The organism is Bacillus sp. BPN334 (assembly GCF_008368885.1).
GTDB classification, from domain to species: domain Bacteria; phylum Bacillota; class Bacilli; order Bacillales; family Bacillaceae_G; genus Bacillus_A; species Bacillus_A wiedmannii.
Window position 1 is genome coordinate 405,914 of sequence record NZ_QOZW01000006.1, and the last position, 14,268, is coordinate 420,181.

General features: G+C 35.3%; 12 protein-coding genes. 7 read left to right on the forward strand and 5 right to left on the reverse strand.

Going from position 1 to position 14,268, the window contains the following annotated elements; genetic code table 11:
* Positions 1 to 37: 37 nt before the first annotated feature.
* Positions 38 to 1,798 carry an alpha-glycosidase gene (locus tag DN393_RS09210; protein WP_064474921.1) on the reverse strand — a complete coding sequence of 587 codons (1,761 nt, stop codon included), beginning with the start codon at positions 1,796 to 1,798 and terminating at the stop codon, positions 38 to 40.
* Positions 1,799 to 2,122: 324 nt separating this feature from the next.
* Between DN393_RS09210 and DN393_RS09215 the strand changes: the two genes are divergently transcribed.
* The 4 genes from DN393_RS09215 to malR all read left to right on the forward strand — a co-directional run bounded on the left by DN393_RS09215 (position 2,123) and on the right by malR (position 6,897).
* Positions 2,123 to 3,382 carry an extracellular solute-binding protein gene (locus DN393_RS09215; RefSeq protein ID WP_064474922.1) on the forward strand — a complete coding sequence of 420 codons (1,260 nt, stop codon included), beginning with the start codon at positions 2,123 to 2,125 and terminating at the stop codon, positions 3,380 to 3,382.
* A gap of 64 nt (positions 3,383 to 3,446) precedes the next feature.
* Complete coding sequence (gene malC, locus DN393_RS09220; RefSeq protein ID WP_001194989.1) at positions 3,447 to 4,748, forward strand: maltosaccharide ABC transporter permease MalC; 1,302 nt, start codon at positions 3,447 to 3,449, stop codon at positions 4,746 to 4,748.
* Positions 4,749 to 5,591, forward strand: coding sequence for a maltosaccharide ABC transporter permease MalD (malD, locus tag DN393_RS09225; protein WP_064474923.1), 843 nt, complete (start codon positions 4,749 to 4,751; stop codon positions 5,589 to 5,591).
* 283 nt (positions 5,592 to 5,874) lie between these two features.
* Positions 5,875 to 6,897, forward strand: coding sequence for a maltose operon transcriptional repressor MalR (gene malR, locus DN393_RS09230; RefSeq protein ID WP_064474924.1), 1,023 nt, complete (start codon positions 5,875 to 5,877; stop codon positions 6,895 to 6,897).
* Between the two features lie 13 nt (positions 6,898 to 6,910).
* Here malR and DN393_RS09235 read toward each other — a convergent pair whose 3' ends face one another.
* Positions 6,911 to 8,074 (reverse strand): aminotransferase A, encoded by a 1,164-nt coding sequence (locus DN393_RS09235; RefSeq protein ID WP_000434595.1) that lies wholly within the window; start codon positions 8,072 to 8,074, stop codon positions 6,911 to 6,913.
* 123 nt (positions 8,075 to 8,197) lie between these two features.
* Positions 8,198 to 8,398, reverse strand: a complete 201-nt coding sequence (locus DN393_RS09240; RefSeq protein WP_000929285.1) for a hypothetical protein — start codon at positions 8,396 to 8,398, stop codon at positions 8,198 to 8,200.
* 309 nt (positions 8,399 to 8,707) lie between these two features.
* On the opposite strand from DN393_RS09240, the gene kinB reads away from it, so the two are divergent.
* A complete protein-coding gene (gene kinB, locus DN393_RS09245; RefSeq protein WP_000420381.1) occupies positions 8,708 to 9,982 on the forward strand; it encodes a sporulation sensor histidine kinase KinB in 1,275 nt (424 codons plus the stop codon).
* A 38-nt stretch (positions 9,983 to 10,020) separates the two neighbouring features.
* Here the strand turns inward: kinB and DN393_RS09250 are convergent, their stop codons facing one another.
* A complete protein-coding gene (locus DN393_RS09250; RefSeq protein WP_064474926.1) occupies positions 10,021 to 10,770 on the reverse strand; it encodes a DUF3967 domain-containing protein in 750 nt (249 codons plus the stop codon).
* 237 nt (positions 10,771 to 11,007) lie between these two features.
* On the opposite strand from DN393_RS09250, the gene nucA reads away from it, so the two are divergent.
* Together nucA and comJ are read left to right on the forward strand one after the other, a co-directional pair.
* Positions 11,008 to 11,442 carry a DNA-entry nuclease gene (nucA, locus tag DN393_RS09255; RefSeq protein WP_064474927.1) on the forward strand — a complete coding sequence of 145 codons (435 nt, stop codon included), beginning with the start codon at positions 11,008 to 11,010 and terminating at the stop codon, positions 11,440 to 11,442.
* Positions 11,443 to 11,478: 36 nt separating this feature from the next.
* Positions 11,479 to 11,868, forward strand: coding sequence for a competence protein ComJ (gene comJ, locus DN393_RS09260; RefSeq protein ID WP_098103105.1), 390 nt, complete (start codon positions 11,479 to 11,481; stop codon positions 11,866 to 11,868).
* A 37-nt stretch (positions 11,869 to 11,905) separates the two neighbouring features.
* On the opposite strand, the gene metE is transcribed toward comJ, so the two are convergent.
* Positions 11,906 to 14,194, reverse strand: coding sequence for a 5-methyltetrahydropteroyltriglutamate--homocysteine S-methyltransferase (gene metE, locus DN393_RS09265; RefSeq protein WP_149173469.1), 2,289 nt, complete (start codon positions 14,192 to 14,194; stop codon positions 11,906 to 11,908).
* Between the last annotated feature and the right edge of the window lie 74 nt (positions 14,195 to 14,268).

Below are 14,268 nucleotides of genomic sequence, written 5' to 3' on the forward strand. Positions count from 1 at the left end.
AAATCCTTATGCCACACCTTGGCATAAGGATTTTTTATTACCATGTTAAGATTGAGAATCCATATGGAGGAAGTGTAACCTGTAATACACTTGCTTCCGCTGAAAATTCTTCGTTTGTATAAATGTTAATGATTTTCTTTCCAGTAACATGGAGAGGGAGTGAAGCTGTAACATCACTATTAGTCGGATTTAAAACGAAAAAGATAGTTTCATCTTCATATGTTTTCGTATAAGAAATATAATTATGTTCATCATTTGCTTCGATGAATTGGAAAGTACCATGTCCTCCAAATGCTTTATATTGCTTTCGTAATGAAATTAATGTTTGTATATGTGTAAATAATAGATGATCTTGTTCTTTCATATCCCAAACCATACATTTGCGACAATCTGGGTCCATACCGCCGTCCATACCAATTTCGTCTCCATAATAAATACAAGGAGAGCCGATGAAAGAAAGATGGAATACATAAAGTAACTGTAACTTATTTTTATCTCCGTTACATGTTGTCAATATTCTTGGTGTATCATGGCTGTCTAATAAATGAAACGCTGCTTCATTTATATTCATAGAGTAGGAATGGAGAGATTCTGTAATTTGTTTCATAAATTCATTTGCTTTAATGGAATCATTAGCAAAGTAAGACAGCAGAGCGTTTGTAACAGGATAGCTCATTACAGCATCAAATTGATCTCCTTGTAGCCATGGAAGTGCATCGTGCCAAATTTCTCCTAAAATATATACTTCAGGATTTAATGCTTTTATCTCGCTTCGGAATTCTCTCCAAAAGCTGTGGTCGACTTCATTTGCTACATCAAGGCGCCAACCGTCTATATTAAATTCTCTTACCCAATAACGCCCAACTTCAAGTAAGTATTCTTTTACATCTGGGTGTGCTGTATTTAATTTAGGCATATACGGTGTAAACGCGAAAGTATCATAATTCGGAAGTGGCTCAGTTATAATTGGAAATTCATGAATATGGAACCACTCTTTATAAGCAGACTTCTCGCCGTTTTCTAGTACGTCTTGGAATTTATCGAAAAAGTATCCACTATGATTAAACACGGCATCGAGCATTATTTTTATACCGTGTGTATGACATGCTTGAACGAGTTCTTTGAACGTTTCTTTCGTCCCGAATTGCGGGTCGATTTCCATGTAGTCAATTGTGTCATATTTATGGTTGGAATGTGCTTTGAAAATAGGTGTGAAGTATATTCCTGAAATTCCAAGCTTAACAAGGTAATCGAGGTTTTGAATAATACCAGCAAAATCTCCGCCGAAAAAATTAGTTGGAGTTGGCTCAGCGCTTCCCCAAGGAAGAGTGTTTTCTGGATTTAGTGCACGATCTCCATTAGCGAACCGTTCTGGGAAAATTTGATACCAAACGGTGTCTTTAATCCAAGAAGGTGCTTGAAATACATCATTTGCATGAATAAATGGCAAACAGAAAAAGTTACCAACGTCATCATTTGGAATAGTGGAAAAAAATCCTCGCTCTGCATAAATAAGCGTTTCTATATCATTTTTTAATTCGAATCCATAACGTAAGCGCTTAAATTTAGGCTCGATGGAAATGGACCAATAATCAAACAATGCAGTAGAACCAGTTTTTTTCATCGCTGTACTTGATGTAATCCATTTCCCTTCTTTCCATTCATAAGGATCACCGTAAATAAGAGTGGCGCTTTGAACATCTTCTCTTTTAGTACGTATTCGGATGTGAATCGTTTTTTCATCGTAAGCGTATGCGTAATTATCTTTTGGCCTATGATAAATAGCTTCTTTAAGCATATAGAAAAGCCCCCCTTTAATATCTCCATGCATATTGTTCCCTTAAGTATAATAATAAAGTATATGTTGCAAACGATTGCTTTTTGCATAGCTTTAATATTGCTTATAAGAGTAGTATTCATTTCATATAAAGTCAATGTATAAAGAGTGTAGTAATAATATTTTAAAATTAATATTTGCAAAATGAATAAAAGAATGTATAATGATAGACAAATAGCGCAAACGTTTTCATAGATTGAGATGTTGTTTGCGCTTCTATTAAACTATTTAATGCAAACGTTTTCAATTATTAGGGTACATATACAATTTAGGGAGGTTTTTGGGATGAAGAAAGCATTATCATTATTAACGGTTTCGGCATTATCAATTGGTATGTTATCTGCATGTGGACCGAAAGATTCAGGGAAAAAAGAAGAAAGTAAAGCGAAGAAAGATTACGATCTTCTCGTTTGGGAAGATGATAAAAAAGGTGTTGGTTTAGAACCAGCAGTGAAGAGTTTTGAGGAAAAATATAAAGTAAAAGTAAAAGTCGTTGAAATGCAAATGACAGATCAAGTGAAGAAGTTACGCCTTGATGGACCAGCGGGGACGGGACCAGATGTTGTAACATTACCACATGATCAAATTGGAAACGCAGTAACAGAAGGTTTACTTTCTGAAGTGAAAGCTGATGATACTGTAAAGAGTAGATTTACTGAATCATCGATAGAAGCACAGAAATATAACGGAAAATTATATGGTTTACCAAAAGCAATTGAGACACCAGTCTTTATTTACAATAAAAAATTAATGCCAAAAGCGCCAGAAACGATGGACGAGCTGTTTAACTTCTCAAAAGAATTTACGAAGGATGGCAAATACGGATTTTTAACACTAGGAGATAACTTCTACTTTGCTAATGCATTTATGGCAGGTATGGGTGGTTATGTATTTGGTGAAAAAGATGGAAAGCCAAATGCAAGTGATGTTGGATTAAATAATAGCGGAGCGGTACAAGGTGCTGAATATCTTCAAAAATGGTACAAAGAAAAGTTATTCCCGAAAGGTATTATCGGTGAATCTGGTGGACCTGCTGCTGATGGACTATTTAACGAAGGAAAAGCAGCATCTATTATGAACGGCCCATGGGCGTTCCAAGCAATGGAAAAGAACGGAATTGATTATGGTGTTGCTCCAATGCCGAAATTACCAAATGGTCAACCGATGAAAACATTTGTAGGAGTTAAAGGATGGCATGTAACAAGTTTCTCTAAGCAAAATGATTTAGCTACAAAGTTTACTGAATGGGTAACAAATGAAGAAAACGCAAAAATTCGATTTGAGAAAACAAAAGAAATTCCTCCAGTAAAATCAGTAATGGAAGATCCAATTATTAAAGATAATGAAGCTGCAAAAGCAGTTGCAACGCAATCTGAAAATGGAATTCCAATGCCAAACATTCCGGAAATGCAAGAAGTATGGAAACCAGCTGGAGATGCGCTTCAATTAGTTGTTACGGAAAAAGAGGCACCAAAAGCAGCACTTGACAATGCAGTGAAGCAAATTAAAGGTAATATTGAGGCAAATCATAGTAAGAAAAAATAAGGTGAAATTCGTGCCTCTCATATGAGGGGCACGAATTCTCTCCCAGAAAAAAGGGGGAAGGAACATGCAAACATCTATGGAACCAGCAAACGGTTTAAACGGTTCAAAGCATAGGAAAATGGCAACCATGTTATCTATCATTCCAGGCGTGGGCCAAATGTATAATAAGCAATTTGTAAAAGGTCTTATTTTTCTAGTATTAACAGGTTCATTTATTGTAGCCTTTGCTGATTTATTAAATATGGGATTATGGGGAATTGTAACGCTTGGTACAGAAGTTCCACGTGATCATTCTGTCTTTCTATTAGTAGAAGGAATCTTGGCACTCATCGTCATCGTTTTTGGACTCGGAATATATGCATTTAATTTATATGATGCATACCAAAATGGGAAGAAACGTGATATAGGAACACCGTTAAACTCTGTAAAAGAACAATACCGTAATTTACTAGATCAAGGTTTTCCATATTTAATGGTTTCACCAGGTTTTCTATTACTTATCTTTGTAGTTGTATTTCCAATCATCTTCGTAATTTTAATTGGATTTACGAACTATGATTTATATCATTCTCCTCCAGCTAAATTAGTAGATTGGGTAGGATTTAAAAACTTTATTGATATCTTTACATTACCGATGTGGAGAGAGACATTTTTAAGTGTATTTTCTTGGACTGTCATTTGGACATTCGTTGCAACGACATTACAAGTTGCGCTTGGTATTTTCTTAGCGATTATCGTAAATCAGCCTGGTATTAAAGGGAAGGCAATTATTCGAACAATCTTCATTTTACCATGGGCAGTTCCAGCATTCGTATCTATTCTTGTTTTCTCTGGTATGTTTAATGAAACATTTGGAGCAATTAACAATCAAGTATTGGCTTTATTCGGAATTGAAAAGATTGCTTGGATGACAGATCCATTTTGGGCGAAGATTGCTTTAATTATGATTCAAACGTGGCTTGGATTCCCATTTGTCTTTGCAATGACGACAGGTATACTGCAATCGATTCCGGGAGAATTATATGAAGCAGCTACAGTAGATGGAGCTACAGCTTGGCAACAGTTTCGTAAAATTACATTGCCACTTGTTCTATATGCAACAGCACCAATATTAATTACGCAATATACGTTTAACTTTAATAACTTTAGTATCATCTATCTATTTAACGGCGGAGGTCCTGCTGTAGCTGGACAAGACGCAGGTGGAACAGATATTTTAATTTCATGGATTTATAAGTTAACGATGACTTCGGCGCAGTACGGGAAAGCAGCAGCTCTTACAATGATATTATCGTTAATCGTTATTACAGTTGCGTTATGGCAATTTAAGAGAACAAAATCATTCCAAGAAGAGGATATGATGTAAATGAATATTAAAAAACAAAAGATGTTACGTCTCTCATTAAGTTATTTCGTTATTTTCGTAATGTGTGCCATCATTTTCTATCCATTATTATGGATTATTGGCTCATCGTTTAATCCAGGTGATAGTTTATCCGGATCAAGTATTATTCCACAAAATGCAACGTTAGATCATTATCGTAAGTTATTAGATTTAGAGAATAGTAATTATTTACTATGGTATAAAAACACGTTAAAAGTAAGTGTTATAACGATGATTTTCTCAGTGTTAGCAATTAGTTTTACTGCTTATGCATTTTCGAGATACCGTTTTGTTGGAAGGAAAAATGGTTTATTAACGTTTTTAATTCTGCAAATGATTCCGAACTTTGCGGCGCTAATCGCTCTATACGTATTAGCACAGTTAACAGGGTTAATCGATACGCACCTTGCATTAATTTTAATTTACGTAGGCGGGGCAATTCCAATGAATACATGGCTTATGAAAGGATATTTTGATACGATTCCGAAAGAATTGGATGAGTCAGCTCGTATGGATGGGGCAGGACATTTCCGTATTTTTTGGCAAATCATTATGCCACTTGCAAAGCCAATCGTAGCGGTTGTGGCATTATTCACTTTCATTGGTCCATTTACAGATTTCATTTTAGCGAGTGTTATTTTGCGCACACCAGAAAATTATACGTTAGCAGTTGGGTTATATGAAATGGTAGCGAAGAAATTTGGTAATGAATTTACAACGTTCGCAGCGGGTTCAGTATTGATTGCAATCCCAATTTCAATTTTATTCCTATCACTACAAAAATACTTTATCTCTGGTTTAACTGCTGGAGGTACGAAAGGATGAAAAATGGGACGTTACGTCCCATTTTTCTTTTCATCTCCCTATAAAAAAATTTATAGGGAGATGAAAAGAGATTTGACATCACATATGCAAAGAAGTGAAATAAATAGTATATTATAGTATAGGAAAAAAGAGCTATATCCCTTACAATACATGGAGAGGGAGAATATGATAGGTATTACAAGATAGAATCAATGAAAGTTTATGACTTCTCCTATTACTTGCAACGGGTGCAAGATTAAAATATATAACAAAATGGCAGAGAAGTGAGAGGAGGGGGATTTTTATGACAGTTACAATTAAAGATGTGGCGAAGAAGGCAAATGTAGCACCATCTACCGTTTCTCGTGTAATTGCTGATAATCCAAGTATAAGTGAAAAAACAAAGCGTCGTGTTCGGAAAGTAATGAGTGAACTAGGGTATCATCCCAATTTAAACGCAAGAAATCTAGCTAACCAAACAACAAAAACACTTGGTCTTGTTATGCCAAGTTCTGCAAGTAAAGCTTTTCAAAATCCGTTTTTCCCAGAAGTTATAAGAGGGATTAGTTCATTTGCACATGTGGAAGGGTATGCGCTTTATATGTCGACAGGTGAAACGGAAGATGAAATTTTTAATGGTGTTGTAAAGATGGTACAGGGGCGCCAAATTGGTGGCATTATTCTTTTATATTCAAGAGAGAATGATCGGATTATTCAATATTTGCATAAACAAAATTTCCCGTTTGTTTTAATTGGGAAACCGTATGATCGAAAAGATGAAATTACATATGTAGATAATGATAATTATACAGCTGCAAGAGAAGTAGCAGAATATTTGATTTCATTAGGTCATAAACAAATCGCGTTCATCGGCGGTGGATCAGATTTACTTGTAACGAGAGATCGTTTGGCTGGTATGAGTGATGCTTTAAAATTAGCGGACATTGTATTACCAAAAGAGTATATTTTACATTTTGATTTTTCGAGGGAAAGTGGTCAACAAGCCGTTGAGGAGTTAATGGGACTACAGCAACCACCGACAGCAATTGTGGCAACGGATGATTTAATTGGACTTGGTGTGTTAAGTGCTCTTTCTAAAAAAGGATTCGTTGTACCAAAGGATGTTTCCATTATAAGCTTTAACAATGCTTTATTATCAGAAATTGCGAGTCCGCCACTTTCGACAGTTGATGTGAATATTTATCAACTAGGATATGAGGCAGCAAAAGCTTTAGTGGATAAAATAGAGAATGCGGAGTCTACTGCAAAGTGTATTATTATTCCTCATAAATTACTAAAGCGCCAAACTTGCGATCATTATGCATAAAAAAGCTAAGAGTTTAACTCTTAGCTTTTTGTTGTAGAAAGGCCTCTAATCGATCACAGCCTTCTTTTAAAGTTTCAATACTATACGCATAGGACAAGCGAAGATAGCCTTCACCATATTCAGAAAATGCAGTTCCAGGAACGACAGCTAGTCCAGCTTCTTTGACAAGGTCAAGTGCAAAATCAAATGATGAAGAAGTTAAATGACCAACATATGGGAATAAGTAAAATGCACCTGTTGGCTTTTCAACTGTTAAGCCCATTTGAATGAGTCGATTATATACGTAATCACGACGTTTTTTGTATTGATGACGCATCATTTTTGGTGCATCTTTAGCAGCTGTTAATGCTTCAATTGCAGCATACTGAGCGATTGAAGTAGCACACGTTACGTTGTATTGATGAACTTTTAGTATATGTCCTGCTAAATAGCTTGGTGCGAACAATAGACCGATACGCCAGCCAGTCATAGAATGAGATTTTGATAAACCGTTAATGACGATAGTCTTTTCACGCATTTCTGGGAAATGAGCGATAGATGTATGCTTTTGTTCATATACAAGTTCGCTATAAATTTCATCAGAAAGGACGAAAATATTTTTATCTTTTAAAACAGTTACAATATCCTGTAATTCTTCTTTTGATAAAGTTACACCAGTTGGATTAGAAGGATACGGCAGTACGACGCATCTTGTTTTTTCTGTAATAGCATTTTCTAGCGCTTCGGCTGTTAAACGGAAGCCAGTTTCACGAACATCGATAAAAATAGGTGTAGCACCGCATAATCGAATAATTGGTTCGTATCCTGGATAAATAGGAGCAGGTAAAATAACTTCTGTTCCTGGCTCTAAAATCGTTCGGAATGCAATATCAATTGCTTCACTGGCACCGATTGTAACGATGGTTTCGTTTTCAGGCGAATACTGTAAATCGTAGTTATCTTTTACAAAGTTACAAGCAGCCTTGCGTAATTCTAGTAAACCGGCGTTATGTGTATAGCTTGTATAATTTTCTGTAATAGCCCGTTTTGCCGCTTCTTTTACGAGAGAAGGCGTAGGGAAATCGGGTTGACCAATTGTTAAAGAGATAAGATTATCATAGTTTTGAATCATGTTAGAGAATTGACGGATTCCAGAAATTTGGATGTCCTTCACTCTAGGGTTAATGAATTGTTCCATTGTATCTCCCTTTCTTCCGTTTGAAAATTAAGTTCATTTTAACATATTTTCTATGATTTCGCTTGCGTATATGTTATGTAGAAAGAGAGCGATAATAGAAAAAAAGCCGCTGTAAGCGACTTTTTAATATCCGTACTCCCAATCTATTTCATCTTCATTCCAAAGTACAGAGGATACTTTGCCAAGGTGAACAACTGATTCATTCACAGCACATGTGCAATTTTCTTCTCCGGTTTTATGCTGTAACTCTTCATATACTGATTTTTCAACATTTTCTAGAACAACCAAATTCTCTTCTTTTAAAACAAGCGTAGTACCCGCCATATTTATCTTCCTCCTACTAAAATAATGATCACTTATTTGTAAACATAGATAGTATGGATTATATGCTGTATTTTGCTATAGTTGTCCGTCTCATGAAGTATTTTTTATTTTCTTTGTAATCCGTATTCATTGTATACTGCCCGACGGAAATTTGGTACAGGGTTTACATTCATTTCGAAAATCTGTAACAATTATTATGTGTTGTTAACAAAGAATTAACAAATATGTTAAGAAAAATCAAAATTTTAAAACAAATAAACCCGTAAAATGATATAATCATATCAAAATACATATAGGGGATGAGAGGCTATGGAGCTGATCCGTGATTTAATGATCCAAATTGCCATCATTATTTTGCCACTATTTTTATATGAAGCGATTCGTTTAAATCGTTATCAAGAAATGCCTCCGAAGCCGAACCGCTACTTTATTATGTTTTTATCCAGCATTACACTCGTTCTCTCCATGACATACTCTATTTGTTTTGGTGACATTTGTGGGTATAACTTTCACCCAATCCCGATTGTTAGTGGTTTTTTATATGGTGGGATTGTTGGTTTAATCCCGGCCGTTATTTTTGTTGCATATGAATGGGCGCTAAAGGGAATGAGCCTTCTTCCAGTCATAGAAGTAATATTTCTATTGATAGTTCCATTATTTTTATCAAAGAAATGGTCTCTATTTTCAAGGGATAAGAAGCTAATTTTAGCATTTATGATTTCATCACTATACGTACTTGTTTCTTTAGTGATTGGCATGATTAACGTTCTGTTAGAAACGGGGTTTACACCACATATTTCACACTTATATAGCGGATATATATTTGCTTCGCTTATTATGGTTATGACTATGGTATTTCAAGTGTACTTAACAGAATATTTAAACGAAAATGCAATATTACGTACAGAGATGCAAAAGTCAGAAAAGCTTAATATTGTAAGTGAGTTGGCAGCAAGTGTTGCACATGAGGTTCGAAATCCACTCACTGTTGTTCGTGGTTTTATTCAATTGTTAGAAAGTACGGAAGATGTGAAAAATAAGGATTATATGCGTCTCGTATTAGCCGAATTGGATCGGGCAGAACAAATTATTTCAGATTATTTGAATTTAGCAAGGCCACAAATTGAGAAAAAAGAACACATTTGCTTATCCGCTCAATTAATAGAAATGACAACTCTTATGTCATCATTTGCAGCGATGCAAGGTGTATATTTGCAAGTTGAGATTTCTGAAAGTCTTTATACGATCGGTGATAAGACGAAACTGAAGCAAGCTATTATGAATGTTGTTAAAAATGGTATTGAAGCAATCCAAGGAAATAAAGGATATTTAAAAGTAACGGCTATGCAAAAAGATGAAACGATAGTAATAAGAGTTAAAGATAGTGGTGTTGGAATGACGAAAGAACAGTTAGTAAGACTGGGACAACCGTATTATTCTTTAAAAGAAAAAGGGACAGGATTAGGACTTATGGTAACATTTAGTATTTTACAAGCGCATAATGGTACGCTGGAATATAAAAGCGAAAGTGGGAAAGGAACTGAAGCGATTATTATATTGCCAGCTGTAAGAAATAAGGAATAAAAGTTACCGATGGAAGGTAACTTTTTATTTTATATTGTTTATTCATTTGTTTTTTCTTGTTTTGCTCGGCTAAATAAACTTTTAAATGATTGCAAGAATCCTTGCTCTTTTGATGCAGCAACCATTCTTTTTGTTTCTTGAATTTCGCGAATTACTTGCATAAGTTGTGCATCCCGATTGCTGTCTTTATTATAAATTTGATTTACGAGTTTATTCATTTTTTCCTCTTGCTTAGATTCGCGTTTATACATATGATTCATTAATAAGTCCATCTTTTCTTTTTGCAGGGCATCTGTTTGAGCGGCATGATCCACTAACTCTTGTAGCATTTTTTCTTGAGAGCCTTCTTTTACATAAACTTGTTGCATCAATTCATCTAGCTTTTCATCTTTTAAACGATTTTGGGTAATAAGGGTAGAATTTTGATGAATAATTGCTTCATTTAATTGAGCGAGCATTTCAAGTTTTAACATGAACTCCTCAAAGTTACGCCCATCTTCTTTTTCTTTCGTTTGTATTTCTTGCTTATCTTGTATAGCGGGTACAGGCGGGTCCTCTTTTTCTTTTAAAATAATAGGTATCGTTTCTGAAATGTCTTCTTGCAATGTAGCAGCTCTTTCATGTATAGATTTCAATAGTTTTAAATCATCCAGTTTATAAATGCGAGCATCAGCTGTTTTGGAAATGATATAACCATGATCCTCTAACAGTTGACTATATTTGCGAACTATATGTTTTGGGATGCCTGTTTTATTCGTGACATCTTTCGTTTTATAGGTAGCTTCCATAATATTTCCTCCCCAAAAAGTATCGTATATATCATTTCAATCTTTTATGAGGACTTCCTTTGAAAAAGAATGTCGGAAGGTTATTAGTTTTCTACAGCATTAGTGAAAAGATGAAGGAAAATGAGAGTTTTTTGGCGGAATGGCGAAGAAGAGCTAAAATAATGTCTGAAAACATATACAGGAGAAGTTTGTTATAATAACGGAGGCAAAGAAACTGGTAGAATCATGGAGGTATACATGAAGCAATTAAAAGGTATTATCATTTCAATTATTGCAATTCTTTCTATTGTAGTAGCGGTGTATGAAGTACTTGTTCCAGAGGAAACAAGTATCAAAAAAACGAATACGTATGATCAAGTTCTAGAATTTCCGAAAGAGCGATATCCAGAGACAGGGAAACATATTACGGATGCTATAAAAGAAGGACATTCAGAAGTTTGTACAATCGATCGTAGTGGTGCTGCGGATAGAAGGAAATTATCGTTAGCTCCATATCCATCAAAAAAAGGGTATGATCGTGATGAATGGCCAATGGCGATGTGTAAAGAAGGTGGAAAAGGAGCACATATTGAATATATAAGTCCAGCAGATAACCGCGGAGCAGGGTCTTGGGTAGGAAATAAGTTGGACAAATACCCAGATGGTACGCGTGTGAAATTTGACGTAAAGTAGTAGTTGCATATTTCATAATGAAGGAGAATGGGAACGATGGAGTTAACAATTTCTTATTCGCAATTAATGTTGATGAACTATGACGGTGATCAGCCTTACGTTGACTGGACGGATGAAGATTTTGAAAGAGGTTATGCGAAGGCGGATGGAACTGTTATTTTTGAAGCACTCTCTGATTATACTTGTGAAGTGAAAGTGACTTGCGGGAAGCATATTGAGAAAGAAGAAGCGATTAGAACGGTTACAGTTCCTTTTACAGTTGAAAATGGATGTATCGTTGTAACAAGTATTCTTTCAAATAAATTTCAAATTCCTATTGCGAATGGTGAGTATACAGTTGTATTACAGGCAACTCCTCTTGAAGAACCAACGGATGATGAATTATATAAAATACAATACGAATTCTTTTTTGAAAGTAAAGAATAAAAAATGGGTTATCCTCAATAAGGATAACCCATTTTCGTTATGCGTTTGTTTTTAGCAGGGAGCGAGCATCTTTTGCTGCTTGCACCATGTGCTCTAAAGCTGGAATAACTTCTTCTGTTCTTCTCGTTTTTAAACCACAATCAGGATTAATCCAGAAATATTTAGGATCGCATACTTCTAAAGATTGTTCTACGATTTTATACATTTCATCTTTACTCGGTACACGTGGGCTATGAATATCATATACACCTAGACCGATGCCTTTTTCATATGTTGTATGTTTTAATGTATCAATAAATTCACCGTGACTTCTTGATGTTTCGATAGAAATCACATCTGCATCTAATGCGCGAATCGCATCAACAATATCTTCGAAGTTACTGTAACACATATGAGTATGAATTTGTGTTTCATTTGCTACAGAAGAAGTTGCTAAAAGGAAGGATTGAACTGCCCATGTAATATAAGTGTCCCAATCTTTTTCTTTTAGTGGCATTCCTTCACGAAGTGCTGGCTCATCGACTTGGATTACTCGAATTCCGGAAGATTCAAGTAGTTCAATTTCGTGACGAAGAGCTAATGCAATTTGATACGAAACTTCTTTTCTTGGAATGTCATTTCGAACGAAGGACCAATTTAAAATTGTAACAGGTCCAGTTAACATTCCTTTTACAACTTTCTCTGTTAAGCTTTGTGCATAAACAGTTTCCTTAATAGTCATTCCGTTAATAAAGGCTACATCACCATAAATAACAGGTGGTTTTACGCAGCGGGAACCGTATGATTGTACCCAACCGTTTTTAGTGAATGAGAAACCAGCAAGACGCTCACCGAAATATTCGACCATGTCAGTTCTTTCAAACTCACCATGTACAAGGACATCAAGACCAATTTCTTCTTGGTAACGAATCCATTTTTCTGTCTCTTTTTCAATAAATTTTTCATATTGTTCATTTGAAATAACACGGTTACGCCATTCTTTTCGCGTTTGACGAACTTCAGTTGTTTGCGGGAAGCTACCGATAGTTGTTGTTGGTAACAATGGTAACTCTAGGGCAACTTGTTGTAATTCGTATCGCTTTTCAAATGGAAGAGGACGTGAGAAGTCTTCTTCTTTTAGTGCTGTTCGTGCTGCTTTGACATCTTCACGGTTACGTACAGCAGATGAACGAATTGTATGATGTACATTTCGATATGTTTCCAGCTCATTACTAATACTTTCTGTACCTTGAGTGAGAGCAGAGTGAATGAGAACTAACTCTTCTAATTTTTGATTTGCAAATGCTAACGCATCGAATAGTTCAGTCGATAAGTGAATTTCTTCTGTTTTATCGATTGGTGTATGCAATAAGCTACAAGAAGGCTGAACGATGAAGTCTTTCGTTTGGACTTGTTTTTGTAACGTTGTAAATAACGTAAGAACTTCATCAAGGTCAGCTCTCCAAATGTTACGGCCATCTATACAACCGACAGCTAAAGTTTTATCAGCTGGGAATCCATATTTTGAAATAGCATGTAGATTACCTTCTTTACCATGAACGAAATCTAATCCAATACCGGATACAGGGAATGTAATAATTTCTTCATAGTTTTCTTCTACACTATCAAAATATGTTTGTAAAAGAAGGTTCGCATTTGGAACTTCTTTACGAATAGCTTCATAAATTTCTTTTGCTTGTTGAACTTCTTCTTTTGTTAAAGAAGCGAAAATCGGTTCATCAACTTGAATGACTTGTGCACCAGCTGCATGTAGTTCTGAAAGCAGTTGTACGTATGGTGCAACTAATTGTTTTAAAATCGTAGCGAATTGTTCTTGTGTATAACCTTTAGCTAATTTTAAGAAAGTATATGGTCCTAAAATAACAGGTTTTCCATCTACTCCTAATTCTTGTTTTGCCTCTTCGTATAAGCGAAGTGGACGATTATCTTTTAAAGAGATTTGTAATCCCTCTTCATATTCAGGAACGATATAATGATAGTTTGTGTTAAACCATTTTGTCATTTCAGAAGCTACGTGATCTTTAGAGCCACGCGCCATTGCGAAATATACATCAAGGTAAGATGTAAACTCAGAAAAACGTGATGGGATAAATCCTAGCATATAAGCAGTATCCAAAACGTGATCATAATATGTAAAGTCGCCAATTGGAATGAGTTCAATCCCTTTTTCTTGCTGTACTTTAACGTGTTGAAGGCGAATTTCTTTCATCGTTGTTAAAAATTGTTCTTCATCGATTTTATTGGACCAAAAAGCTTCCAATGTTTTTTTCCACTCTCTTTGTAGTCCGATACGTGGATAACCTAAGTTACTTGTTTGAATTGCCATTTTAAATTCCTCCCTAATTGAAAGTAAGCATTTCCGTTTACTAGGAAATACCTATAACAAAAAGCATAAAGGCA

Coding starts and splice junctions, on each gene's coding strand:
- DN393_RS09210 (WP_064474921.1), bottom strand. CDS start 1,798: ATGCTTAAAGAAGCTATTTATCATAGGCCAAAAGATAATTACGCATAC.
- DN393_RS09215 (WP_064474922.1), top strand. CDS start 2,123: ATGAAGAAAGCATTATCATTATTAACGGTTTCGGCATTATCAATTGGT.
- malC (WP_001194989.1), top strand. CDS start 3,447: ATGCAAACATCTATGGAACCAGCAAACGGTTTAAACGGTTCAAAGCAT.
- malD (WP_064474923.1), top strand. CDS start 4,749: ATGAATATTAAAAAACAAAAGATGTTACGTCTCTCATTAAGTTATTTC.
- malR (WP_064474924.1), top strand. CDS start 5,875: ATGACAGTTACAATTAAAGATGTGGCGAAGAAGGCAAATGTAGCACCA.
- DN393_RS09235 (WP_000434595.1), bottom strand. CDS start 8,074: ATGGAACAATTCATTAACCCTAGAGTGAAGGACATCCAAATTTCTGGA.
- DN393_RS09240 (WP_000929285.1), bottom strand. CDS start 8,398: ATGGCGGGTACTACGCTTGTTTTAAAAGAAGAGAATTTGGTTGTTCTA.
- kinB (WP_000420381.1), top strand. CDS start 8,708: ATGGAGCTGATCCGTGATTTAATGATCCAAATTGCCATCATTATTTTG.
- DN393_RS09250 (WP_064474926.1), bottom strand. CDS start 10,770: ATGGAAGCTACCTATAAAACGAAAGATGTCACGAATAAAACAGGCATC.
- nucA (WP_064474927.1), top strand. CDS start 11,008: ATGAAGCAATTAAAAGGTATTATCATTTCAATTATTGCAATTCTTTCT.
- comJ (WP_098103105.1), top strand. CDS start 11,479: ATGGAGTTAACAATTTCTTATTCGCAATTAATGTTGATGAACTATGAC.
- metE (WP_149173469.1), bottom strand. CDS start 14,194: ATGGCAATTCAAACAAGTAACTTAGGTTATCCACGTATCGGACTACAA.